Genomic DNA, 25,531 nt, shown 5'->3' with positions numbered 1-25,531 from the left:
GGTTACTCCTGATGGAAAGGACGCGATAAACGGTGCACCGCCTCAACAAACACACCCGCATTTTCCGGCGGCACATCCTGATGAATACCGTGACCAAGGTTGAAAACATGACCGGTGCCGTTGCCAAAGCGCTGCAGAATCCCGGCCACTTCCTGTTCAATACGGGCCGGCGGCGCATAAAGCATAGAAGGATCCATGTTGCCCTGTAGTGCAACTTTGTCACCGACACGGCGGCGTGCATCGTCGATATCCGTGGTCCAGTCGAGGCCCAGCGCATCACAGCCGGTTTCAGCCATCGCTTCCAGCCACTGCCCGCCCCCTTTGGTAAACAGGGTAATCGGCACCCGACGACCGTCGTTCTCACGCAGCACGCTGTCGACGATTTTGTGCATGTAGTGCAGCGAGAACTCGCGGTAATCACGGCCGGTCAGGACGCCGCCCCAGGTATCAAATACCATTACTGACTGCGCGCCGGCGCGAATCTGGGCATTGAGATAAAGAATGACGCTGTCCGCCAGTTTATCCAGCATCGCATGCAGCGTGGCGGGATCGGCGTACATCATCTTTTTGATTTTGGTAAACGCTTTGCTGCTGCCGCCTTCCACCATGTAGGTTGCCAGCGTCCACGGGCTGCCGGTAAATCCGATCAGCGGCAGGTCGCCGTTCAGGCTCTTACGGATGGTGCGCACCGCGTTCATTACGTAACCCAGTTCCATTTCCGGATCGGGCACCGGCAAACGCTCTACATCTGCCCGGCAGGTTATCGGATGCGAAAAGCGCGGACCTTCGCCGGTTTCGAAATAGAGGCCCAGGCCCATCGCATCAGGGATAGTCAGGATGTCACTGAAGAGGATTGCAGCATCCAGCGGATAGCGGCGCAGCGGCTGCAGCGTCACCTCACAGGCCAGCTCAGCATTTTTACACAGCGACATAAAGTCACCCGCTTCGGCGCGCGTCGCTTTGTATTCTGGTAAATAACGTCCGGCCTGGCGCATCATCCACACTGGCGTTACATCGACTGGCTGACGTAACAGGGCACGCAAATAACGATCGTTCTTCAGTTCACTCATTTCATTACTCTCTCAATTTCAGGCGTGTAGTGTAGCACTTTCACGCTTCGGCGCGGCACAGGGCGACGGTATCTTCAATCAGGCGGCGCGCCACGGTGCCCGGTGGCGGCAGTAAAGGCAAGGCATCAAAACGGAACCAGGCCGCATCCAACAGCTCTTTGCCGTCATGTTGCAGATCGCCATTATCATATTCCGCCATAAACGCCGTCATCAGCGACTGCGGGAATGGCCACGGCTGGGAGGTGACGTAACGGACATTTTTGACGCGGATATTGCTCTCCTCCATCACTTCACGTGCCACCGCCTGTTCCAGCGTCTCGCCGACTTCGACAAATCCAGCCAGTACGGTATAAACGTTATTACGATGACGGGCGTGATTCGCCAGCAGGATCTCATCGCCACGCCGGATCGCCACGATAATGCAGGGCGCAATCTGCGGATAATATCGCTCGCGGCAATGACTGCACAGACAGGCAAACTCATGTTTGCTGTGGTGCATTTCGTGACCACAGTAGCCGCACCAGCGATGGGAACGGTAGAACTCCGCAAGCTGTACGCCGCGGCCCGCCAGCTGAAACAGTCCGACATCCAGATCGATCAGCTGCCGCACCGAGAACATGCTCTCTGCACGTGGCTCGCAAATCAGCCAGACTTTTTCCCCCTGCCACTCGCCAATTACCCGGGCTTTGGTGCCAGTCAGACCAAAATTTTCGGCGCTTCCGTGGGGTAAATCACCTTGCGGCAACCAAAGTTTCTGCTCGTGGCTGACAATCCACCATCCAGCGTCTACGCTTGAGATTTCGCATTGCATTTATTTCGTCATCCTTAGCGTCAACTCGCACGCTGAAGTCCTGATGTTAAGTGTGTAGATAAACAACTATAACTCACATGGAGTTAGATATGCTTAACCAGTTAGACGTCCTGGCCGAACGCGTAGGTGGCAGTAACGAACTGGTCGATTCGTGGCTGGAAGCCCGTCGCCAGCTGTTAGTAACCTATTATCATCTGGTCGGACTTAAACCCAATAAAGAAGCCCTGACCCGCCTCGATGAGCAGGCGCTGGATAACTTTTGTCATGGCCTGGTCGATTATCTTTCCGCCGGTCACTTTAGTATTTACGAACGCATCATCAGTGAGATGAGCGGTGACAGCCCGATGATCGCGGCAGCCCAAATCTATCCCCCGCTGGAAGCCAATACTGAACGCCTGATGCAGTTGTATGATGGCCATCTGCAGCAGGCGATCGATGACGATAACTGCATGACGTTCCAGCAGGCGCTGTCTGAAGTCGGTGAAGTGCTGGAGGCGCGCTTTACGCTGGAAGACAAGCTGATCCAGCTGGCGTGGGATAACCACCTGGCACCACCACCGGTGGCCAATGACAGCCAGATTGCTCGTCCGGCATAAGGTTAAACGCAGGTAAAGGGGTTGTGATTCAGTTGCAGCCCTTTTATGCTGAAGGGGTTCTGATGGCCGACGCCAGAAGAACCCATTTTTTTCTGTTTGAACGTTAAGGTTTTTCGTCTTCAGCGGGCGCTCTGCCAGCCGCAGCGTAAAACCGCATTCTTGTCGGAGTGCCCAGTTGGGCTGAGACCGTTAATTCGGGATCCGCGGAACCTGATCAGGTTAGAACCTGCGAAGGGAACAAGAGTAAATATTATCGGTACGCCAGTCTTTTGCACTGCCCGTGCTGTTACTCCTTCCGAACTCCGGACAAGCATCATTCCCACTTACTGGAAGATTGCTATGTCTGACTCAAAAATGACCCGTCGTGAACAGCGTGCCCTGGCGCAGGAATTTATCGATTCACTGCAAGGCGGCAGCGCATTTCCCCGTTCTGAACGCATCTGGATTACCGGCAGCCGGCAGGATATTCGCGTGCCAATGCGCGAAATCAGGCTCAGTCCGACCCCGGTCGGCGGCAGTAAAGAACAGCCGCTGTATGAGCAGAATGAGGCGGTGCCGGTCTATGACACCGCCGGTGCCTATGGCGATCCCGCTGCGCAGATTGATCTGCATCGTGGACTGACAAAGTTGCGGGCGGGCTGGATCGAAGAACGCAACGACAGCCAGCCGCTGCCACAGCGCAGTTCAGACTATACCCAGCAGCGTCTGGCGGATGATAGCCTCGATCACCTGCGCTTTGACGCGCTGCCCACGCCGCGTCGCGCCCTCGCCGGCCGTTGCGTCACGCAGCTGCATTACGCCCGTCAGGGCATCGTTACGCCGGAGATGGAGTTTATCGCCCTGCGGGAGAATATGGGCCGTGAGCGAATTCGCAGTGAGGTGTTACTGCAACAACATCCGGGCCACAGTTTTGGCGCGTATTTGCCAGATAACATCACCCCGGAGTTTGTGCGTCAGGAAGTGGCGGCAGGCCGGGCGATTATTCCCGCCAACATTAACCATCCTGAATCGGAACCGATGATTATCGGACGTAACTTTCTGGTCAAAGTGAATGCCAACATCGGCAATTCAGCGGTCAGCTCGTCGATTGAGGAGGAGGTAGAGAAACTGGTCTGGTCGACCCGCTGGGGCGCCGATACAGTGATGGATCTCTCTACTGGCCGTAATATTCATGAAACGCGCGAATGGATTTTGCGTAACAGCCCGGTGCCAATCGGCACAGTGCCGATTTATCAGGCACTGGAGAAAGTGAACGGCGTGGCCGAAGCGCTCAACTGGGCAGTATTCCGCGATACGCTGCTGGAACAGGCTGAGCAAGGCGTTGACTACTTCACCATTCATGCTGGCGTGTTGCTGCGCTACGTGCCGATGACGGCAAAACGGCTGACCGGCATTGTCTCGCGCGGCGGCTCGATCATGGCGAAATGGTGTCTGTCGCATCATCAGGAGAGCTTCCTCTATCAGCATTTCCGCGAAATCTGTGAAATCTGCGCGGCCTACGATGTCTCACTGTCGCTGGGCGATGGTTTACGCCCTGGCTCGATTCAGGATGCTAACGATGAAGCGCAGTTTGCCGAACTGCGAACGCTGGGCGAGCTGACGCAGATCGCCTGGGAATATGATGTGCAGGTGATGATTGAAGGCCCCGGCCACGTCCCGATGCATATGATCCGCCGTAATATGACAGAGCAGCTCGATGTTTGTCACCAGGCCCCCTTCTATACGCTCGGTCCTCTCACCACCGACATTGCGCCCGGCTATGACCACATTACGTCTGGTATCGGCGCCGCAATGATTGGCTGGTTCGGCTGCGCAATGCTGTGTTACGTCACCCCCAAAGAACATCTTGGTCTGCCCGATAAAGAGGATGTAAAACAGGGTCTGATCACCTACAAAATTGCTGCGCACGCCGCCGATCTCGCTAAAGGCCATCCGGGTGCGCAGATCCGGGATAATGCGATGTCAAAAGCGCGCTTTGAATTCCGTTGGGAAGATCAGTTCAATCTGGCGCTCGATCCGCATACCGCGCGCGCAATGCATGACGAAACCCTGCCTCAGGAATCCGGCAAGGTGGCCCACTTCTGTTCAATGTGCGGCCCTAAATTCTGCTCAATGAAAATCTCTCAGGAGGTGCGGGATTTTGCCGCAAGCCAGCAAGCCAGCGCGCAGCCGATTGAGGTTGGCATGGCACAGATGTCTGAACAATTTCGCAGCCGGGGTGGTGAGCTTTATCATCCGGCAGATGCCATGAAGGAGGAGTAACTATGTCCGCATTTCCTGCTACCGTGCCGCGTCTCGGCCTTTATCCGGTAGTCGATAGCGTTGAATGGATCGAACGCCTGTTAGACGCCGGCGTCCGCACCCTGCAACTGCGCATCAAAGATCAGTCGGACGAGGCGGCAGAAGCGGCCGTCGCCCAGGCCATTGCGCTGGGTAAACGTTACGATGCGCGCCTGTTCATCAATGACTACTGGCGGCTGGCGATAAAGCATCAGGCCTACGGTGTCCATCTGGGTCAGGAGGATCTGGAGGTGGCGGACCTGGCACAAATCCGCCTGGCGGGGTTACGACTCGGTATTTCCACCCATGATGATACCGAACTGGATCGTGCGCTGGCCATTCAGCCCTCTTACATCGCGCTCGGGCATATTTTTCCGACCCGCACCAAACAGATGCCGTCTGCGCCGCAGGGGCTGGCAGAACTGCAGCGACATCTGATCCGCCTGACGCATATTCCGACCGTGGCGATTGGCGGTATCTCCGTTGCGCGAGCACCCGCGGTGCTGGCGACCGGCGTGGGCGGCATTGCGGTGGTAAGCGCCATCACCGAGGCAGAGGACTGGCGTGAAGCGACGCGTACCCTGCTTGCGCTGGCTGAACCGGCGCGGCCAGCGTGCGTGTGATTGGGTAACAGCGCGCAAAAATGATTAAACCGCTGCAACGGAAGCGATAAATCAGGAATACCGCGCGCGATTATCCAGTCAGCCACTGGCGCGGTGTCAGATAGCCGTTTAGGGTGGCCTTCGTCAGGTACGGTTACCTGACCAGGGCCAGTTCCCTCCTCTTTCTGGCCCTGCTTCTTCCTTACTTAGCCACCAGCAAATCGGGCGCTAAGGCGGCAGGAAGATCATCATGCTGGCAGGCCTGCATCGCCCGTTCGACGGCTGCCCCTACCCGCGCCACCGCCTGTTCGGTTTGTTCAGTGATCGGCAAGCCGTAGTTTAAGCGCAGGCAGTTACGGTATTTACCCGCGGCGGAAAACAGTGAGCCGACGGCGATCTGAATTTTGGATTCACGCAGTTCACGATTGAGCCGAACGGCATCAAAAGGTTCCGGCAACTCAATCCACATCAGGAAACCGCCCTGCGGACGGGAGACGCAAATCCCGCAGGGGAAGTAATGGCGCACCCAGCAGCTGAAGGTTTCATAGTTGCGATGATAGATCTGCCGCATCCGCCGCAGATGGGGTTGATAATGGCCCTGACGAATAAACTCCGACACGGCATGTTGCGGTTGCGTAGCGGTAGAGCCGGTCACGATGTACTTCATATGCAGGACGCGGTCCCGGTAGCGGCCTGGTGCCACCCAGCCAACCCGTAAGCCTGGCGCCAGCGTTTTGGAAAACGAACTGCAGAGCAGGACCCGGCCATCCAGATCCAGTGCTTTGATGGTCGGCGGACGTGGATATTCCCAGGCAAGTTCACCATAGACGTCGTCTTCAATCACCGCGGCGTCAAAGCGTTGCGCCAGCGCCAGCAAGGCGCGTTTACGCGATTCCGGCATAATGAAACCCAGCGGGTTATTGCAGTTCGGAACCACCACCACCGCTTTGATTGACCACTGATCAAATGCCAGTTCCAGCGCTTCCAGACTGATGCCGGTCACCGCATCGGTAGGGATCTCAATGGCGCGAATGCCAAAGCCGCGCAGCGTCTGCATGATGCCGTGAAAGGAAGGTGACTCAACCGCGATGATATCGCCGGGCTCGCAGACCGCGCGTACTGCGACGGATAACGCTTCATGACAGCCGGTGGTGATCACAATGTCATCAGCGGTGAGCTGACAACCGCTATCGATCGCCAGACGCGCAACCTGTTGCCGCAGCGCGAGCACGCCATACAGGTTGTCATAATTAAGCAGCGCCGTTTCCTGCTTCTGGGCCTGGCGGCTAAATGCTTTCCACAGCGGCTTTAACGTCGGCTGGGTCAGATCGGGCATGCCGCTGCCAAGTTGCAGCACGTCATCTTCCAGACGGCTGTTGATCAACTCCAGCACCGCGTCCCACTGGGTGACTTCAACCGGCCGCTGCGCAGGTCGCGTCAGTGCCGGTATCGGCGGAGTCGCTTTCCGTGACGCCACAAAATAGCCTGAACGCGACTGCGGCGTGATCATCTGCTTCTCTTCCAGCAGGTGATAAGCCTGTTGTACCGTACTGATGCTCACGCCATGTTCGGCGCTCAGGCTGCGTACTGAAGGAAGACGCTCTCCGCTACGGTATAAGCCCTGTTCAATGCGCTGCGCCAGTAGCGTAGCCAGATGTTCATATCGGGTCATCGTATCCCCTCGTTGCATTTTTCAAAGCCTGAACCAGTACAGTTAGTCGTTATTATTACCATTCAGATCGCAATGACGGCAATCTGTATGTTAAATAAAAGTGATTTTTGCGTCTGTATCATACAGCGCTGGTTTACCAGAATAGTCCTCAGGCAAACCGATGAGGACAGCATGATGGGATACGATGAAAATCGCGCAGGCAAACCGTTTACCGGCACACCTTACACACTGGTGCGTTATCTGTGGCGCAGCTTCAGACGCTGGCAGTGCCGGCGTGAAACCCGCCTTATTCTGTCGAAACTCAGCGACAGCCAGCTAAAAGATATCGGCCTTAGCCGCAATGAATGGAACAAGCTGAACTGAATACAAAAAAAAACCCTGCCGAAGCAGGGTTTTTTATTACGCCAATGACGATTACTCGTCGTTGTTACCGCCGAGACCGGCGTTCAACAACTCGGCCAGGCTGGCTGAGGCTTCATCCGCAGTCACCTGCGGTGCTACCGGCACTTCGCCTGCCGCTTTGCGGCGCATACGATCCTGATGGTAAGCGTAACCGGTACCGGCCGGGATCAAACGACCCACGATGACGTTCTCTTTCAGACCGCGCAGTTCGTCGCGCTTGCCTGCTACTGCAGCTTCGGTCAGGACACGAGTGGTCTCCTGGAACGATGCAGCAGAGATGAACGATTCGGTTGCCAGTGACGCTTTGGTGATACCCAGCAGGTCACGCATGAAGGTGGCGCCAACTTTTCCGTTCGCTTCCAGATCGCGGTTAGCAATCTTGATGCGAGAGAATTCAGCCTGTTCACCTTCGAGGAAGTCTGCACTTCCTGCGCTCATGATGGTTGCTTTACGCAGCATCTGACGAACGATGACTTCGATGTGCTTATCGTTAATCTTAACGCCTTGCAGACGGTAAACTTCCTGCACTTCGTTAGTGATGTAACGGGTCACCGCATGCACGCCACGCAAGCGCAGAATGTCATGTGGAGACTCTGGGCCATCGGAAACCACGTCACCACGCTCAACACGTTCACCTTCGAACACGTTCAGCTGACGCCATTTCGGAATCATCTCTTCGTACGGCTCGCTACCATCCAGCGGAGTAATCACCAGACGACGCTTACCTTTGGTCTCTTTACCGAACGAGATAATACCGCTGATCTCGGCCAGAATAGCTGGCTCTTTCGGACGACGCGCTTCGAACAGGTCAGCAACGCGTGGCAGACCACCGGTAATATCTTTGGTACCGCCAGATTCCTGCGGTACACGCGACAGCGTGTCACCGGCGCTGATCTTAACGCCATCTTCCAGCTGAACAATCGCTTTACCTGGCAGGAAGTACTGAGCCGGCATATCGGTGCCCGGGATCAGAACATCATTGCCGTTGGCATCAACAATTTTCAGTGCTGGACGCAGATCTTTACCGCCCGCAGTACGCTCGGCGCTGTCCAGAACCACCAGCGAGGAGAGACCGGTTAAGTCATCTGTCTGACGGGTAATGGTCTGGCCATCAATCATGTCGGTGAAACGAATGAAACCGCCCACTTCGGTGATAACCGGCATGGTGTGCGGATCCCAGTTTGCGACGGTTTCGCCCGCTGCAACCTGCTCACCATCACCTTTCGCCATGGTGGCACCGTAAGGAACTTTATAGCTCTCTTTGGTACGACCAAATTCGTCGATCATTTTCAGTTCAACGTTACGCGAGGTGATCACCAGCTTGCCAGCCGAGTTAGTTACCGACTTGGCATTGGTCAGCTTGATGGTACCTTTGTTCTTCACCTGAATGCTGGATTCAGCAGCCGCACGTGATGCCGCACCACCGATGTGGAACGTACGCATCGTCAGCTGTGTACCTGGCTCACCGATGGACTGTGCCGCGATAACACCGATCGCTTCACCTTTGTTGATGATGTGACCACGTGCCAGGTCGCGACCATAGCAGTGTGCACACACACCAAAGTCGGTTTCACAACCTACTACCGAACGGACTTTCAGGCTGTCTACTGAGTTCAGTTCCAGCACGTCACACCAGTGCTCATCGAGCAGGGTGTTACGTGGAACCAGAATGTCAGCGGTGCCTGGTTTCAGCACGTCTTCTGCCGTCACACGACCCAGTACACGTTCACGCAGTGGTTCTTTAACGTCGCCACCTTCGATGACCGGCGTCATCATGATGCCTTCGTGCGTACCACAATCGTCTTCGGTAACCACCAGATCCTGTGCAACGTCAACCAGACGACGCGTCAGATAACCGGAGTTCGCCGTTTTCAGTGCGGTATCCGCCAGACCTTTACGCGCACCGTGGGTTGAGATGAAGTACTGAAGTACGTTCAACCCTTCACGGAAGTTCGCCGTGATTGGTGTTTCGATGATGGAGCCATCTGGCTTCGCCATCAGACCACGCATACCGGCCAGCTGACGAATCTGTGCAGCAGAACCACGCGCACCGGAGTCGGCCATCATAAAGATGCTGTTAAAGGAAACCTGTTTCTCTTCTTCGCCATGACGGTTGATCACGGTTTCGGTTGAGAGGTTTTCCATCATCGCCTTGGCAACACGTTCGTTCGCTGCTGCCCAGATATCGATGACTTTGTTATAACGTTCGCCGGCGGTAACCAGACCAGACTGGAACTGTTCCTGAATCTCAGCCACTTCGGCTTCAGCTTCAGAGATGATTTCCACTTTCTTGGCCGGGATAACCATGTCGTCGATACCGACTGACGCACCTGAACGGGCTGCGTAAGCAAAACCGGTGTACATGGTCTGGTCAGCAAAGATAACGGTCGGCTTCAGGCCCAAAATGCGGTAACAGGTGTTCAGCATTTTGGAGATAGCTTTTTTACCCAGCGCCTGGTTAACGATGGAGTACGGCAGACCTTGCGGTACGATCATCCACAGAATCGCACGACCAATGGTGGTGTCGATAATGCTGGTTTTCGGAACGAATTCGTCCTGCTCGTTTTTGCTGTATTCAGTGATACGAACTTTAACGCGGGCATGCAGCTCAGCCAGGCCAGCGCGGTAAACACGCTCAGCTTCTTTCGGGCCAGTCAGCACCATGCCTTCGCCTTTGGCGTTCACTTTGTCGCGGGTCATATAGTACAGACCCAGAACAACGTCCTGTGAAGGAACGATGATTGGCTCGCCGTTCGCTGGAGACAGAATGTTGTTGGTCGACATCATCAGCGCACGCGCTTCCAGCTGGGCTTCCAGCGTCAGCGGTACGTGAACAGCCATCTGGTCACCATCGAAGTCGGCGTTATAAGCCGCACAAACCAGCGGGTGCAGCTGGATCGCTTTACCTTCGATCAGAACCGGTTCAAACGCCTGAATACCCAGACGGTGCAGCGTAGGCGCACGGTTCAGCAGAACCGGGTGCTCACGGATTACTTCGTCGAGGATATCCCAGACAACCGCTTCTTCGCGCTCAACCATTTTCTTCGCGGCTTTGATGGTGGTGGCGAGGCCACGCAGTTCCAGCTTGCCGTAAATGAACGGTTTGAACAGTTCGAGTGCCATTTTCTTCGGCAGACCGCACTGATGCAGGCGCAGGTATGGACCTACGGTGATAACCGAACGACCTGAATAGTCGACACGTTTACCCAGCAGGTTCTGACGGAAACGACCCTGCTTACCTTTGATCATGTCAGCCAGCGATTTCAGCGGACGCTTGTTGGAACCGGTGATCGCACGACCGCGACGACCGTTGTCCAGCAGGGCATCTACCGCTTCCTGCAGCATACGTTTTTCGTTACGTACGATGATATCTGGCGCAGCCAGATCCAGCAGGCGCTTCAGACGGTTGTTACGGTTGATCACACGACGATAAAGATCGTTCAGATCCGACGTAGCAAAACGGCCACCGTCCAGCGGTACCAGCGGACGCAGATCCGGCGGCAGTACAGGCAGCACGGTCAGGATCATCCACTCTGGCTTGTTGCCAGACTGAACGAACGCTTCCAGCAGCTTGATACGCTTGGTCAGTTTTTTACGCTTGGTTTCAGAGTTGGTTTCGTTCAGCTCTTCACGCAGCTGCTCGCACTCCTGCTCCAGATCCATGTTTTTCAACAGGGCCTGGATCGCTTCGGCGCCCATTTTGGCGTCGAACTCATCACCGAACTCTTCCAGCGCGTCAAGGTACTGCTCTTCAGTCAGAATCTGGCGCTTTTCGAGGTTGGTCATGCCACCTTCGATAACGACGTAAGATTCAAAGTAGAGCACGCGCTCGATGTCACGCAGTGGCATATCCAGCAGTAAGCCGATACGCGATGGCAGTGACTTCAGGAACCAGATGTGCGCAGTTGGCGACGCCAGTTCGATGTGGCCCATGCGCTCACGGCGCACTTTGGTCTGGGTCACTTCAACGCCGCACTTCTCACAAATCACACCACGGTGTTTCAGGCGCTTATACTTTCCGCACAGGCACTCGTAGTCTTTTACCGGCCCGAAGATACGGGCACAGAACAGACCATCGCGCTCTGGCTTGAAAGTACGGTAGTTAATGGTTTCCGGCTTTTTCACTTCACCGAAAGACCAGGAACGGATCATGTCTGGCGAAGCCAGCGCAATTTTGATCGCATCAAACTCTTCGGTTTTAGTTTGCGCTTTCAGAAACTTAAGTAAGTCTTTCACGGATTAGCTCCCGTCGGAGTGAGACTCAGGGGCGTCCAACCGAAATTGAACGCCCCATAACCAGTACAATTGCGAGCGCTTAAACCCTGCGCTTTCAGGCGGCGGGGTTACCCGCCAGCCTGAAGTGGGGGTTACTCGTCTTCCAGCTCGATGTTGATACCCAGCGAGCGAATCTCTTTCAACAGTACGTTGAAGGATTCTGGCATGCCCGGTTCCATCTGATGGTTGCCGTCAACGATGTTTTTATACATCTTGGTACGGCCGTTGACGTCATCAGACTTAACGGTAAGCATTTCCTGCAGGGTATACGCGGCGCCGTATGCTTCCAGCGCCCACACTTCCATCTCACCGAAGCGCTGACCACCGAACTGCGCCTTACCACCCAGCGGCTGCTGAGTAACCAGGCTGTAGGAACCGGTTGAACGCGCATGCATCTTGTCATCAACCAGGTGGTTGAGTTTCAGCATGTACATGTAGCCAACGGTTACCTGACGTTCGAACTGCTCACCGGTACGGCCGTCAAACAGGGTAATCTGACCAGAAGAAGGCAGGCCGCCGAGCTGTAACAGCTCTTTGATTTCGCTCTCTTTCGCGCCGTCAAACACCGGAGTGGCGATTGGCATACCTTTTTTCAGGTTCTCAGCCAGACGCAGAACTTCGTCGTCGGTGAACGTATTCAGATCAACTTTCTGACGTACGTCGGTACCCAGGTCGTAAGCGCGCTGGATGAATTCGCGCAGTTTCGCGACTTCTTCCTGCTTCTTCAGCATGGCGTTGATTTTCTCGCCGATGCCTTTCGCTGCCATACCCAGGTGGGTTTCGAGGATCTGACCGATGTTCATACGTGACGGTACGCCCAGCGGGTTCAGTACGATGTCAACCGGCGTGCCGTGTTCATCGTAAGGCATATCTTCGATCGGGTTGATCTTGGAGATAACACCTTTGTTACCGTGACGACCCGCCATTTTGTCACCCGGTTGAATCTGACGCTTAACCGCCAGATAAACCTTAACGATTTTCAGCACGCCTGGTGCCAGATCATCGCCCTGGGTGATCTTACGACGCTTACCTTCGAGCTTCTTCTCAAACTCGTGTTTCAGTTCGTCGTACTGCTCTGCCAGCTGCTCCAGCTGGTTTTGCTTGGCTTCGTCAGTCAGACCCAGTTCCAGCCAGCGCTCACGCGGCAGCTTGTCCAGTTTGTCTGCTTCAACGCCACCCGAAATCAGCACGCTCTGGATACGGCTGAACAGACCCGCTTCCAGAATCTGCAGTTCTTCAGACAGGTCTTTCTTGGCCTGCTTCAGCTGCATCTCTTCGATTTCAAGTGCACGTTTGTCTTTTTCCACGCCATCGCGGGTAAAGACCTGAACGTCGATCACGGTGCCTGACACGCCATTCGGTACGCGCAGTGACGAATCTTTCACGTCAGAGGCTTTTTCACCGAAGATAGCGCGCAGCAGTTTTTCCTCCGGCGTCAGCTGGGTTTCACCTTTCGGCGTAACCTTGCCCACCAGAATGTCGCCACCGGTCACTTCAGCACCGATATAGACGATGCCGGATTCATCCAGTTTAGACAGCGCTGCTTCACCCACGTTCGGGATATCCGCAGTGATCTCTTCTGGCCCCAGCTTGGTGTCACGCGACACACAGGCGAGTTCCTGGATGTGAATAGTGGTGAAGCGATCTTCCTGAACCACACGCTCGGAGACCAGGATGGAGTCTTCGAAGTTGTAGCCGTTCCACGGCATGAACGCTACGCGCATGTTCTGGCCCAGCGCCAGTTCACCGAGGTCGGTGGACGGGCCATCTGCCAGCACGTCGCCGCGCTCAACCGGCTCACCCAGAGAAACACATGGCATCTGGTTGATGCAGGTGTTCTGGTTAGAACGGGTATATTTGGTCAGGTTGTAAATGTCGATACCGGCTTCGCCAGCGTGCATTTCGTCTTCGTTAACTTTGATAACGATACGGGATGCATCAACGTACTGCACGGTACCACCACGTTTCGCGACGGCGGTTACACCGGAGTCAACCGCAACCGCGCGCTCCATACCGGTACCCACCAGCGGCTTATCAGCACGCAGAGTCGGAACGGCCTGACGTTGCATGTTCGCACCCATCAGGGCGCGGTTGGCGTCATCGTGTTCCAGGAACGGGATCAGTGATGCACCGACAGAAACCACCTGTTGGGTGGAAACGTCCATGTAGTCAACCTGATCGCGACTGAACAGGCTCGACTCGCCTTTGCTACGGCAGGTGACCAGATCATCAACAAACGCACCGTTATCATCCAGAGAGGCGTTCGCCTGAGCGATAACGTAGTTACCCTCTTCGATAGCGGAGAGGTAGTGAATCTCATCAGACACTAAACCGTCGATAACGCGACGATAAGGTGTTTCAAGGAAACCGTACTCGTTGGTCTGCGCATAGACAGACAAGGAGTTGATCAGGCCGATGTTCGGACCTTCAGGGGTTTCGATTGGGCAGACACGACCGTAGTGCGTTGGGTGTACGTCACGCACTTCGAAGCCGGCGCGCTCACGGGTCAGACCACCTGGGCCGAGAGCAGAGATACGACGTTTGTGCGTAATCTCTGACAGCGGGTTGTTCTGATCCATAAACTGAGACAGCTGGCTTGAACCAAAGAACTCTTTCACCGCCGCCGAAATTGGCTTGGCGTTGATCATGTCCTGTGGCATCAGGGTATCGAGGTCGCCCAGTGACAGACGCTCTTTAACCGCACGCTCAACACGTACCAGACCGACACGGAACTGGTTCTCAGCCATCTCACCCACTGAACGAATACGACGGTTACCGAGGTGGTCGATATCGTCCACTTCGCCTTTACCGTTACGGATGTCGATCAGCTTCTTCATCACTTCAATGATGTCTTCTTTGCTCAGGATGCCTGAACCTTCGATTTCATCACGCAGCAATGAACGGTTGAACTTCATGCGGCCAACCGCAGAGAGATCGTAACGATCTTCAGAGAAGAACAGGTTCTCAAACAGGTTCTCTGCAGCTTCACGCGTTGGCGGCTCACCAGGACGCATCATGCGGTAGATCTCAACCAGGGCGCTCAGGCGATCGCTGGTTGGGTCGACACGCAGGGTCTCGGAGATATAAGGACCGTGGTCCAGATCGTTGGTGAACAGCGTTTCGATGCGCTTGTGACCCGCCTGGCTCAGCTTAGCCAGCAGATCCAGCGACAGCTCCATGTTGGCAGCAATGATCAGCTCACCGGTGCTCTCATCGATATAATCTTTAGAGACCACTTTGCCCGCGATATATTCAACCGGGACTTCGATGTGCTGAATGCCATCTTTTTCCAGCTGACGGATATGGCGCGCAGTAATACGGCGTGCTTTTTCGACGTAGACGGTGCCGTTAGCTTCGATATCGAAGGTCGCGGTTTCACCGCGCAGGCGCTCAGGCACCAGTTCCATCTGCAGCTTGTTGTCACGGATTTCAAACACCACTTTCTCGAAGAAGATATCGAGGATTTCAGCGGTGGTGTAATGCAGTGCGCGCAGGATGATACTGGCCGGCAGCTTACGACGACGGTCAATACGGACGAACAGGTTATCTTTCGGGTCAAACTCAAAGTCGAGCCATGAACCACGGTAAGGGATGATACGTGCGTTATACAGCACTTTACCCGAAGAGTGGGTTTTACCCTTATCGCTGTCAAAGAACACGCCAGGACTACGGTGCAGCTGAGAAACGATAACGCGCTCGGTACCATTGATAACAAAAGTACCGTTGTCGGTCATGAGCGGAATTTCGCCCATGTAGACTTCTTGCTCTTTAATGTCTTTTACGGTGCCTTCTGGCGCTTCGCGCTCATAGATCACCAGACGCAGTTTCACGCGCAGCGGTGCCGAATAGGTCACGCCACGGATCTGACACTCTTTCACGTCAAAGACAGGTTCACCTAAGCGATAGCTCACATACTGCAACTCAGAGTTGCCGCTGTAGCTCGCGATAGGGAAGACGGAACGGAATGCAGCTTCCAGTCCGTACTGACCTTCTGGATCTTGCTCGATAAACTTCTGGAACGAGTCAAGCTGGATGGAAAGGAGATAAGGTATGTCCAGAACTTGTGGACGTTTACCAAAATCCTTACGAATACGTTTTTTCTCGGTATAGGAGTAAACCATAGGGTTCCTCAGCTAGCTGACAAGTCGACCCACGCTGTCCGTCCTGACAGGACAGTTCATGCAACACGATTTTGTTTGATTCACTGGCTGCGCGGCAGCAGTGCAATACCTCTTTCTATCACGCTTAAATCATTTCATCGCTGTTGCGAGGGCAGGGAACCCGCACAGGAAAGCGGTATATTAAGTCGTCGATAGAGAAAGATATTGAAGAGCAACAATGGACAAACAGTGTGAAACCCCATTGAGGCCCTGGAGCGCAAAAAGGCTGGTGACCAAAAAGTCACCAGCCATCAGCCTGAAACTACTCAGACTGCAACCCGAAGGTTGTCTTACTTAACTTCAACTTCAGCGCCAGCTTCTTTCAGAGCAGCTTCAAGTGCAGCTGCGTCATCTTTGCTGATGCCTTCTTTGATTACGCCAGTTGCTTCAACCAGATCTTTGGCTTCTTTCAGGCCCAGACCAGTTGCAGTACGTACGGCTTTGATTACTGCTACTTTGTTCGCGCCAACAGCTTTCAGGATAACGTCGAATTCAGTTTTTTCTTCAACAGCTTCAGCTGGGCCAGCAGCAACAGCTACAGCGGCAGCAGCAGAAACGCCGAATTTTTCTTCCATAGCAGAAACCAGCTCAACTACTTCCATTACGGACATAGCTGCAACAGCTTCCAGAATTTGGTCTTTAGTGATAGACATGACAATTGTTCCTAAGAATCAGAAAAAGTTTATACGTTAGCAAGTACGAAGAAAAAGAATCTGGCCTTAAGCCGCTTCTTTTGCATCGCGTACAGCAGCCAGAGTGCGGACCAGTTTGCCAGCAGCGGCTTCTTTCATGGTCGACATCAGACGTGCCAGTGCTTCTTCGTAGGTCGGCAGAGTTGCCAGACGGTCAATATTAGCCGCCGTGATCAGCTCACCTTCAAAGGCTGCAGCTTTGACCTCAAATTTTGCATTCGCTTTCGCGAAATCTTTGAACAGACGAGCAGCAGCGCCCGGGTGTTCCATAGAATATGCAATCAGGGTCGGACCAACAAACGTGTCTTTCAGGCACTCGAACTGAGTACCTTCAACGACGCGGCGCAGCAGGGTGTTACGAACAACACGCATGTAAACGCCAGCTTCACGACCTGCTTTACGCAGTTCAGTCATTTTATCAACGGTAACGCCACGGGAATCCGCAACAACCGCTGAAAGCGCGCCTTTGGCTACTTCGCTGACTTCAGCAACAATCGCTTGTTTGTCTTGAAGATTTAATGCCATTAGCTTTTGCTCCTGGATTTGACCGGGGAAGGATTTCCCCGGAACTCACTTCACTTACTCACCCGAAGGGAAATAAGCGCTCGAACACGGTGAGCAGAATCCAGCTAAGAAAAAATTCTTTTGGTTCTGTCACCGTCTACGCAGGGAATTAAGCGGAATATCCGAAGATAAGCTGCTCCTGCGGTCTTGGACGGAGGCCAGGATAAGGCCTGGCTCCAACCTAAATTCTGTTTGATGCAGCAGGGTTCAAAGCGGGAAGGCGATAAACGCAGCGACCGGTTCTGACTCTCTGGTATCGGTTCTGTTATTAACAGAACAACGGGCGTAAGATTCTAGGTGAATTTTTCGCCCGTTTCAAGCAGCAATTAGTTTGCTGTTGCGTTCAGACCAGCCTGGTCAACGGCAACGCCGGCGCCCATGGTGGTTGAAAGGCTAACTTTCTTGATGTACACGCCTTTCGCCTGAGATGGTTTGGCTTTTTTCAGCGCAACCAGCAGAGACTCCAGGTTTTCTTTCAGTTTGTCAGCGTCGAAGTCCACTTTACCGATGGTAGTGTGGATGATGCCGTTTTTGTCGTTACGATAACGAACCTGACCCGCTTTAGCATTCTTAACTGCTTCAGCAACGTTAGGGGTTACAGTACCGACTTTCGGGTTTGGCATCAGGCCACGTGGACCCAGAACCTGGCCCAGTTGGCCAACAACGCGCATTGCATCCGGAGAAGCAATAACAACGTCAAAGTTCATTTCGCCTTTCTTGATCTGATCGGCCAGGTCTTCCATACCTACCAGCTCAGCGCCTGCTGCTTTAGCAGCTTCAGCGTTGGCGCCCTGGGCGAAGACAGCAACACGTACTGAACGACCAGTACCGTGTGGCAGAACGGTCGCGCCGCGCACGTTCTGATCAGATTTACGAGCATCGATGCCGAGGTTTACAGCAACGTCAACGCTTTCTACGAACTTAGCGGTAGCCAGTTCTTTCAGCAGAGCGATCGCTTCAGCAATGTCGTACTGCTTGGTCGCGTCAACTTTGTCGCGAATTACGGTCATGCGCTTGGTCAGCTTAGCCATTTCTTAGTCCTCTACTACCAGGCCCATGGAACGAGCAGTACCTTCGATGGAGCGAGTCATCGCTTCAACGTCAGAACCAGTCATGTCCGCAGCTTTAGTTTCTGCGATTTCACGTACCTGAGCACGAGTCACTTTACCGACTTTATCTTTGTTCGGCTTACCAGAACCAGACTTGATGCCCGCTGCTTTTTTCAGCAGTACGGCAGCCGGAGGCGTTTTGGTAATGAAGGTAAAAGAACGGTCGCTGTATACAGTGATAACAACAGGTGTCGGCAGACCTTTTTCCAGAGATTCGGTCTTCGCGTTGAACGCTTTACAGAATTCCATGATGTTAACACCCTGCTGACCCAGTGCTGGACCAACCGGTGGACTTGGGTTCGCCATACCAGCTGCAACCTGCAGCTTGACGTAGGCTTGGACTTTCTTAGCCATGATATTTCCTCAATTGGGTTATAGCGCCTGAAAAGGCTCCCCGTGATAACGATTCACACGCTGTTGCCAGCGCATAAAAACAAAAGGCGCGAAATTGTAGTTAAATTTCGCGCCTGCTGCAACAGCTAAATTGTGAGCGGAAAGAGGTTAACCTTTCTCCACCTGACCGAAGTCGAGTTCAACCGGTGTTGCACGTCCAAAGATGGAAACGGAGACAGTCAGACGACTCTTCTCGTAATCCACATCTTCAACCACGCCATTAAAGTCAGCAAACGGACCGTCATTAACGCGAACCATTTCACCTGGCTCGAACAGCGTTTTCGGCCGTGGCTTATCGCCAACCTGCTGCAGACGGTTCATGATCGCGTCGACTTCTTTGTCGCTGATAGGCGCTGGACGGTCAGAGGTGCCGCCGATGAAACCCATCACGCGCGGAACGCTGCGGACCAGGTGCCAGCTTGCGTCATTCATGACCATCTGGACCAGGACATAACCCGGGAAAAACTTGCGCTCGCTCTTACGACGCTGGCCGCCACGAATCTCAACGACTTCTTCAGTCGGAACCATGACGTCGCCAAACAGCTCTTCCATGTTGTGCAATTTGATGTGCTCGCGCAGCGACTGTGCTACGCGGCCTTCAAAACCGGAAAACGCCTGTACGACGTACCAGCGTTTCTTTGGAGCTTCAGACATCTCAGAACCTCAGGCCAGTGATAAACGATACCAGACGGACCAGAATACCATCCAGCCCCCACAAAATCAGTGACATCACGGCGGTAACCGCGGCAACGATTAACGTGGTGTGCAGCGTTTCCTGGCGGGTTGGCCAGATAACCTTACGCATTTCGGTTCTTGCTTCACGAGCAAAAGCCACGGTCGCTTTGCCTTTGGTCGTTAAAAGCGCAATGCCGCCAGCCGCTGCAATCAGCACTACTACAGCTAACGCACGCAGAGGCAGTGTCACATCACGATAGAGGTAGTTACCTACGATCGCGGCGAGCAGCAGTAACACGACTACTACCCACTTTACCGCTTCCAGGCCGCGCCCGCTCCCTTGAGCTTCGGTATTCGCACTCATAAACCAACCTGCCACAATAATTCAGAAACTATTCTGCCCCGCAGTGCGAGGCATCCAAACCGAATGAGCTTTTGGGGCGTAACTCGGTATCCTACGCCGCATAACAGAGCCTGTCTCAGCAATGATTATGATCGAAAATCACTGATGAGCCAGGTTCTATGAAGCAGCGTGCAAAAAGGGCATCAAATGATGCCCTTTTCGTGTGCATTGCGTCAAACGTTATCGATAATTAAGCGATAACTTTAGCAACAACACCCGCACCAACGGTACGGCCGCCTTCGCGGATTGCGAAGCGCAGACCTTCGTCCATTGCGATTGGGTGGATCAGGGTAACAACCATTTTGATGTTGTCGCCTGGCATTACCATCTCAACGCCTTCTGGCAGCTCAACTGAGCCCGTTACGTCAGTAGTACGGAAGTAGAACTGAGGACGGTAGCCTTTGAAGAACGGAGTATGACGGCCGCCTTCGTCTTTAGACAGAACGTAAACTTCTGACTCGAACTGGGTGTGTGGCTTGATGGTGCCTGGCTTAGCCAGAACCTGACCACGCTGGATGTCTTCACGCTTGATACCGCGCAGCAGAACACCACAGTTTTCGCCTGCCTGACCCTGGTCCAGCAGCTTACGGAACATCTCAACACCGGTACAGGTTGATTTCGCAGTATCTTTGATACCCACGATTTCAACTTCGTCGCCGACTTTAACGATGCCGCGCTCAACACGACCGGTAACAACAGTACCACGGCCAGAGATTGAGAATACGTCTTCGATTGGCAGCAGGAACGGCATGTCGATCGCACGGACTGGATCCGGGATGTAGTTATCCAGGTGTTCAGCCAGTTCAACAATCTTCGCTTCCCACTCTGGCTCGCCTTCCAGCGCTTTCAGCGCAGAACCACGAACGATTGGAGTGTCGTCGCCTGGGAAATCGTACTGTGACAGCAGGTCACGGACTTCCATCTCAACCAGCTCCAGCAGCTCTTCATCATCAACCATGTCACACTTGTTCAGGAACACGATGATGTAAGGAACGCCAACCTGACGACCCAGCAGGATGTGCTCACGGGTCTGTGGCATTGGGCCATCAGTCGCAGCAACAACCAGGATCGCGCCGTCCATCTGCGCAGCACCGGTGATCATGTTTTTCACATAGTCGGCGTGGCCTGGGCAATCAACGTGAGCGTAGTGACGAGAAGCCGTCTCATACTCAACGTGTGCGGTGTTGATGGTGATACCACGCGCTTTTTCTTCAGGGGTGCTGTCGATCTGATCGAATGCACGCGCCTGGCCGCCGTTAGTTTTTGCCAGAACGGTGGTGATAGCTGCAGTCAGGGTGGTTTTACCGTGGTCAACGTGACCGATGGTGCCCACGTTTACGTGCAGTTTATTACGTTGAAATTGCTCTTTAGCCATCGCTTGTCCCTCTAAGACACGGATATATCAAAGATATCATCACATTAACCAGGCAATGCCTGACTGCAAGGAAGTTACAGAGAGAAAATCAGGAGGGAGATAAAGGAAGTGGTGCTGATACCCAGAGTCGAACTGGGGACCTCACCCTTACCAAGGGTGCGCTCTACCAACTGAGCCATATCAGCACATCTGGAGCGGGCAGCGGGAATCGAACCCGCATCATCAGCTTGGAAGGCTGAGGTAATAGCCATTATACGATGCCCGCATCCTGGAACTCGGCTACCTGTTCTTTCTGTAGCTTGTGAGTAACAGAGGATGTTCCCCTATTATTCACAGCCTGTCAGCGAAGCTGACCGACTTTGACTGCGCTAATGCCCAGCCTGAATTCAGGGTGAGAAGAAGTGACTCACCTGACAGATAAACAGGTTGTTTATCTGGTCTCAACCGCGAGGTTGAGATGGTGGTGGGAGAAGGATTCGAACCTTCGAAGTCTGTGACGGCAGATTTACAGTCTGCTCCCTTTGGCCGCTCGGGAATCCCACCTACTTGATGGTGCCGGCTACCGGAATCGAACTGGTGACCTACTGATTACAAGTCAGTTGCTCTACCAACTGAGCTAAGCCGGCATCAAGTGACGCGCATTCTAGGAAGGTCGGCTTCAGGATGCAACAAAAAAATCGCTTAATTTTCTCTATCGCTTACTATTTGTGCAAATACTCGCAATTTAGCGTTTTTATGCAGATTTATTGTGCAATTCGCTGGCGCTTTACCGTATATCAACCAATCTGCGAACGTCTCAGCCGGGCTAACAGACTCACCTTTCTTGCCGATTAGCCCGCTGCAGCGATAAATTTATTTTGCTGCAGCCGGCTTAAGTGCTGCTTTTTTATTCCCCCCTGGCCCCATTGACTCATTCGACAGATAATTCGGGCGCACCCAGCTCTCTTCTCGTCAGTCACTCCCTGCCAATCTGATTGCGTCCTCTATGCGCTCACCGGCAACACATTGCCCTTTTCTGTCGCGTTAAAGCCCGCCACCGTCTCTCTATACCCCGTCTGGCCAGACGGGCACATCAATGTGGCCACTGATGGGTTTACCGGCATCGTCGGGCGAATCAGCCTTGTCGCGCTATACTCAGCGTGAGAAGCGATAGCACAGTGCAAGGTCATGACGTAATGCGGGTCAGCCTTTAACGGGATTACACTATTATGTGGGCTAGCCGACGCGAGTTTGTGGGCCTGCCGACGAAAGCGAGCGCACATTTATCTTTTTACTTCTGTTAAAAGCCTTACTGGTGATACCCTCCAGCCCATTGTTCTCAATGATAAACTCGTGTTCCGCGATTCATATTTACCATGTTGTCTTACCCGCTTCGGGTGACAATCTCCTGAAAGTAACGAATTTGCGGTCAGATGCATGCTTATGGATAAAACGACACCCTTGACGACGCCTTATTTGCAGTTCACTCGTGAACAATGGGCTGCATTACGCGATTCCGTCCCCATGACGCTGTCAGAAGAGGAGATCGCCCAGCTGGAGGGGATCAATGAAGACCTCTCGCTGGAAGAAGTCGCAGAGATTTATCTGCCGCTTTCGCGTCTGCTTAATTTTTACATCAGCTCGAACGTACGTCGTCAGGCGGTGCTGGAGCAGTTCCTCGGCACTAACGGGCAAAAGATCCCCTACATTATCAGCATCGCCGGCAGCGTTGCGGTGGGAAAAAGCACCACTGCGCGCGTATTACAGGCGCTGCTGAGCCGCTGGCCTGAGCATCGTAAAGTTGAACTGATCACTACGGATGGTTTTCTTCATCCCAATGCCGTGCTGAAAGAACGGGGCCTGATGAAGAAAAAAGGCTTCCCGCAGTCTTATGATATGCACCGGCTGGTGAAGTTTGTTTCCGATCTCAAGTCGGGTGCCAGTCAGGTGACCGCACCGGTTTATTCGCACCTGATTTACGATGTCATCCCGGACGGCGACAAGGTCATTCAGCAACCTGATATCCTGATTCTGGAAGGGCTTAACGTATTACAGAGTGGGATGGATTATCCGCACGATCCTCACCATGTATTCGTTTCCGACTTTGTCGATTTCTCTATTTATGTCGATGCGGCAGAAGATTTGTTGCAGCGTTGGTATATCAACCGCTTCCTGAAATTCCGCCAGGGCGCGTTTACCAATCCTGACTCTTATTTCCATCATTACGCTCAGCTCTCTGAAGCGGAAGCGATTGAAATAGCAGGCAACCTGTGGAAAGAGATTAACTGGCTGAATTTACAGGAAAACATTCTGCCAACTCGCGAAAGAGCCAGCCTGATTATGACCAAGAGTGGTAATCATGCGGTCGATAAGGTCCGGCTGCGTAAATAAACGGCATCAATTAAAAAGGCCTGCATGAATACAGGCCTTTTTATATTCAGACTGGCCGAAGTGATATTTCTCCGCCAACCCACGACTTTATTTCGCCATCCTGCTCTAATAATAGCCCGCCCTGGCTATCCACTCCCCGGGCAATGCCATACACCTCACGTTCGCCAATAAGCAGCTTAACCGGTCGATTAATAAAATTATCAAGTGCAGCCCAGCGTGTAACAAACGGCGCTAAACCTTCCTGCTCAAACACCGGCAGTGCGTCACGCAGGCTGTTAATCAGGCTGGCGGCCAGTTCATTACGGTTAACCGTTACGCCTGCTTCCTGCAGGTTGATCCAGCCCTGATTGATCTGTAACGCATCCGCTGAACGCATCGCCAGGTTAATTCCGGCTCCCATCACAATATGCGCAGCATCACCGGTTTTACCGGTAAGTTCAACCAGGATACCCGCCAGTTTGCGATCGTTCAGGTAAATATCGTTGGGCCATTTTACCCGCACATCGTTAGCGCCTAGCGCGTGAAGTGTTTCAGCCATGATGATACCGATTACCAGGCTAAGTCCCATAGCCGCTGCAGGACCCTGATCCAGACGCCAGTACATCGACATATAGAGATTGGCGCCAAACGGTGAGAACCATTGACGACCACGACGTCCCCGGCCGGCCTGCTGGTACTCAGCAATACAGGCAGCGCCAGATTGCAATTCATGCATCCGCTCCAGCAAGTACTGATTAGTCGAATCAATAACCGGAATGACTGAAACATTGCCCTGCTTAACCCGTGACAGAATCGCCTGTTCATCCAGCAACTGAATGGGCGCGGACAGGCTGTAGCCTTTTCCGGTCACGGTATAAACGTCGAGGCCCCAGCTTTTTAGCGTCTGAATGTGCTTATTGATGGCTGCCCGGCTCATACCCAATGTTTCGCCTAACTGCTCGCCAGAATGAAACTCGCCATCAGATAAAATATCGACCAGCTTCAGGGGGACATTATGGTCCTTCATGCGATCACCTCGACAGCATTGCATTCACCCTGAGCCTGAATAAACCGGACTTCAGGCTCAAGCCAGACATCAAATTTTTCACCCACCCGGGCGCGTACGGTTCGGGCCAGCGCCACAATGTCGTCAGGGGTCGCATCATCAGCATTGATCAACACCAGGGCCTGCTGCTGATGCACAGCTGCACCGCCCATACGAAAGCCCTTTAGCGCGCATTGGTCAATAAGCCACCCTGCCGCCAGTTTGGTTTCGCCGCTTGCCAGTGGATAATTTGGCATTGACGGAAAGCGAGCCAGCAGCAGGCTGGCCTGCGCCTGGCTGATGATCGGGTTTTTGAAAAAGCTGCCCACATTACCGGTGATTTTGGGGTCGGGTAACTTGCTCTGACGCATCTCACAAACCGCATGATAAACATCCCAGGCATTTGCAGTGACGGGATTAAGCGTTTTTAGATCGCCGTAGGTCAAAATCGGTCGCCACTTTTTGGGCAGAATCATCCCCACCGCTACAATCACATAGCCAGACTGGTAACGATGTTTAAATATACTGTCGCGATAGCCGAATTCACAGGCTTCACGATCGAGTCTTTCCGTCTGACCGGTGTGCAAATTGAGTACATCGACATAATCACATACGTCTTTTAATTCAACGCCATAGGCACCGATATTCTGGATCGGCGCTGAACCGACCATACCGGGAATTAATGCCAGGTTTTCCAGGCCGGTAATGCCCTTTTCCAGCGTGCTTTTCACCAGTTGATGCCAGTTCTCACCCGCTCCAACGTGCAGTTTCCAGTAATCGTACTCATCCCGGATCCCGATGCCTTTAATACGATTAAGTACCACCGTGCCGGCGAAATCTTCCAGGAACAGTACGTTGCTGCCCTCACCTAACACCATAAACGGCGTTTGTTGATGCTGGCTTGCTTGCCAGGCAGCCAGGATAGCAGCTGGCGTTTCCGCCACAATGCGTTGTTGGGTATGAATGGCAAGCCCAAGCGTATTGTCGGCTTTTAATGAGGGGTGTTGGCTGGACATTTGACGGCCTTAACTGATTAATCTGGCCGTAGTTTACCGTAT

The 25,531-nt window shown here is 53.6% G+C and carries 19 protein-coding genes, 4 tRNA genes and 1 riboswitch; of the genes, 5 read left to right on the top strand and 18 right to left on the bottom strand.

The window, feature by feature from the left end; genetic code table 11:
- Window positions 1-2: 2 nt before the first annotated feature.
- Together hemE and nudC are read right to left on the bottom strand one after the other, a co-directional pair.
- Entirely contained in the window at window positions 3-1,070 is a 1,068-nt protein-coding gene (hemE, locus tag AC6I8D_RS01095; RefSeq protein ID WP_089562566.1) for a uroporphyrinogen decarboxylase, read from the bottom strand.
- Window positions 1,071-1,110: 40 nt separating this feature from the next.
- Window positions 1,111-1,881 carry an NAD(+) diphosphatase gene (gene nudC, locus AC6I8D_RS01090; RefSeq protein WP_497819531.1) on the bottom strand — a complete coding sequence of 257 codons (771 nt, stop codon included), beginning with the start codon at window positions 1,879-1,881 and terminating at the stop codon, window positions 1,111-1,113.
- A gap of 89 nt (window positions 1,882-1,970) precedes the next feature.
- Between nudC and AC6I8D_RS01085 the strand changes: the two genes are divergently transcribed.
- The 3 genes from AC6I8D_RS01085 (at window position 1,971) to thiE (ending at window position 5,380) form a co-directional block, all read left to right on the top strand.
- The gene (locus tag AC6I8D_RS01085; protein WP_031376920.1) at window positions 1,971-2,477 is read left to right on the top strand and encodes an Rsd/AlgQ family anti-sigma factor; all 507 of its coding nucleotides are present in this window, start codon (window positions 1,971-1,973) and stop codon (window positions 2,475-2,477) included.
- Between the two features lie 153 nt (window positions 2,478-2,630).
- Window positions 2,631-2,731, top strand: a riboswitch (TPP riboswitch).
- Window positions 2,732-2,816: 85 nt separating this feature from the next.
- On the top strand, window positions 2,817-4,739 hold the full coding sequence (gene thiC, locus AC6I8D_RS01080) for a phosphomethylpyrimidine synthase ThiC (protein ID WP_497819530.1): 1,923 nt from the start codon (window positions 2,817-2,819) through the stop codon (window positions 4,737-4,739).
- A 2-nt stretch (window positions 4,740-4,741) separates the two neighbouring features.
- Window positions 4,742-5,380, top strand: coding sequence for a thiamine phosphate synthase (gene thiE, locus AC6I8D_RS01075; protein WP_497819529.1), 639 nt, complete (start codon window positions 4,742-4,744; stop codon window positions 5,378-5,380).
- 181 nt (window positions 5,381-5,561) lie between these two features.
- Here the strand turns inward: thiE and AC6I8D_RS01070 are convergent, their stop codons facing one another.
- Window positions 5,562-7,031 carry an aminotransferase-like domain-containing protein gene (locus AC6I8D_RS01070; protein ID WP_497819528.1) on the bottom strand — a complete coding sequence of 490 codons (1,470 nt, stop codon included), beginning with the start codon at window positions 7,029-7,031 and terminating at the stop codon, window positions 5,562-5,564.
- Window positions 7,032-7,205: 174 nt separating this feature from the next.
- Between AC6I8D_RS01070 and AC6I8D_RS01065 the strand changes: the two genes are divergently transcribed.
- Entirely contained in the window at window positions 7,206-7,394 is a 189-nt protein-coding gene (locus AC6I8D_RS01065) for a DUF1127 domain-containing protein (RefSeq protein ID WP_031376917.1), read from the top strand.
- Between the two features lie 51 nt (window positions 7,395-7,445).
- Here the strand turns inward: AC6I8D_RS01065 and rpoC are convergent, their stop codons facing one another.
- The 13 genes from rpoC to AC6I8D_RS01000 all read right to left on the bottom strand — a co-directional run bounded on the left by rpoC (window position 7,446) and on the right by AC6I8D_RS01000 (window position 21,705).
- Window positions 7,446-11,669 carry a DNA-directed RNA polymerase subunit beta' gene (rpoC, locus tag AC6I8D_RS01060; RefSeq protein ID WP_031376916.1) on the bottom strand — a complete coding sequence of 1,408 codons (4,224 nt, stop codon included), beginning with the start codon at window positions 11,667-11,669 and terminating at the stop codon, window positions 7,446-7,448.
- 131 nt (window positions 11,670-11,800) lie between these two features.
- Window positions 11,801-15,829 carry a DNA-directed RNA polymerase subunit beta gene (gene rpoB / locus AC6I8D_RS01055; RefSeq protein WP_031376915.1) on the bottom strand — a complete coding sequence of 1,343 codons (4,029 nt, stop codon included), beginning with the start codon at window positions 15,827-15,829 and terminating at the stop codon, window positions 11,801-11,803.
- Window positions 15,830-16,158: 329 nt separating this feature from the next.
- A complete protein-coding gene (rplL, locus tag AC6I8D_RS01050; protein WP_006121499.1) occupies window positions 16,159-16,521 on the bottom strand; it encodes a 50S ribosomal protein L7/L12 in 363 nt (120 codons plus the stop codon).
- Between the two features lie 66 nt (window positions 16,522-16,587).
- Entirely contained in the window at window positions 16,588-17,085 is a 498-nt protein-coding gene (rplJ, locus tag AC6I8D_RS01045; protein WP_003848098.1) for a 50S ribosomal protein L10, read from the bottom strand.
- A 365-nt stretch (window positions 17,086-17,450) separates the two neighbouring features.
- The gene (gene rplA / locus AC6I8D_RS01040; RefSeq protein ID WP_031376914.1) at window positions 17,451-18,155 is read right to left on the bottom strand and encodes a 50S ribosomal protein L1; all 705 of its coding nucleotides are present in this window, start codon (window positions 18,153-18,155) and stop codon (window positions 17,451-17,453) included.
- A gap of 3 nt (window positions 18,156-18,158) precedes the next feature.
- Entirely contained in the window at window positions 18,159-18,587 is a 429-nt protein-coding gene (gene rplK, locus AC6I8D_RS01035; RefSeq protein ID WP_006121495.1) for a 50S ribosomal protein L11, read from the bottom strand.
- A 147-nt stretch (window positions 18,588-18,734) separates the two neighbouring features.
- Window positions 18,735-19,280 (bottom strand): transcription termination/antitermination protein NusG, encoded by a 546-nt coding sequence (gene nusG / locus AC6I8D_RS01030; protein WP_003848088.1) that lies wholly within the window; start codon window positions 19,278-19,280, stop codon window positions 18,735-18,737.
- Window position 19,281: 1 nt separating this feature from the next.
- Window positions 19,282-19,665: a preprotein translocase subunit SecE gene (gene secE, locus AC6I8D_RS01025; RefSeq protein WP_031376913.1), complete on the bottom strand. Its 384-nt coding sequence runs from the start codon at window positions 19,663-19,665 to the stop codon at window positions 19,282-19,284.
- A gap of 229 nt (window positions 19,666-19,894) precedes the next feature.
- On the bottom strand, window positions 19,895-21,079 hold the full coding sequence (gene tuf, locus AC6I8D_RS01020) for an elongation factor Tu (RefSeq protein ID WP_176035909.1): 1,185 nt from the start codon (window positions 21,077-21,079) through the stop codon (window positions 19,895-19,897).
- A gap of 109 nt (window positions 21,080-21,188) precedes the next feature.
- A tRNA-Thr gene (locus tag AC6I8D_RS01015) sits at window positions 21,189-21,264 on the bottom strand.
- Between the two features lie 5 nt (window positions 21,265-21,269).
- Window positions 21,270-21,344, bottom strand: a tRNA-Gly gene (locus AC6I8D_RS01010).
- Between the two features lie 193 nt (window positions 21,345-21,537).
- Window positions 21,538-21,622, bottom strand: a tRNA-Tyr gene (locus tag AC6I8D_RS01005).
- 7 nt (window positions 21,623-21,629) lie between these two features.
- Window positions 21,630-21,705: transfer RNA gene (locus AC6I8D_RS01000), tRNA-Thr, on the bottom strand.
- Between the two features lie 796 nt (window positions 21,706-22,501).
- Between AC6I8D_RS01000 and coaA the strand changes: the two genes are divergently transcribed.
- Complete coding sequence (gene coaA, locus AC6I8D_RS00995; protein ID WP_312057673.1) at window positions 22,502-23,449, top strand: type I pantothenate kinase; 948 nt, start codon at window positions 22,502-22,504, stop codon at window positions 23,447-23,449.
- A 46-nt stretch (window positions 23,450-23,495) separates the two neighbouring features.
- Here the strand turns inward: coaA and birA are convergent, their stop codons facing one another.
- The gene (gene birA, locus AC6I8D_RS00990) at window positions 23,496-24,455 is read right to left on the bottom strand and encodes a bifunctional biotin--[acetyl-CoA-carboxylase] ligase/biotin operon repressor BirA (protein WP_497819527.1); all 960 of its coding nucleotides are present in this window, start codon (window positions 24,453-24,455) and stop codon (window positions 23,496-23,498) included.
- On the bottom strand, window positions 24,452-25,489 hold the full coding sequence (murB, locus tag AC6I8D_RS00985; protein ID WP_497819526.1) for a UDP-N-acetylmuramate dehydrogenase: 1,038 nt from the start codon (window positions 25,487-25,489) through the stop codon (window positions 24,452-24,454). Before murB ends, birA begins: the two co-directional genes overlap by 4 nt.
- Window positions 25,490-25,531: the final 42 nt, after the last annotated feature.

It is taken from the genome of Pantoea sp. X-Soil-MYKO-1785, from assembly GCF_059730675.1.
The sequence above is the reverse complement of the archived record's forward strand: the minus strand, read 5'-3'. Positions and strand labels throughout refer to the sequence as shown.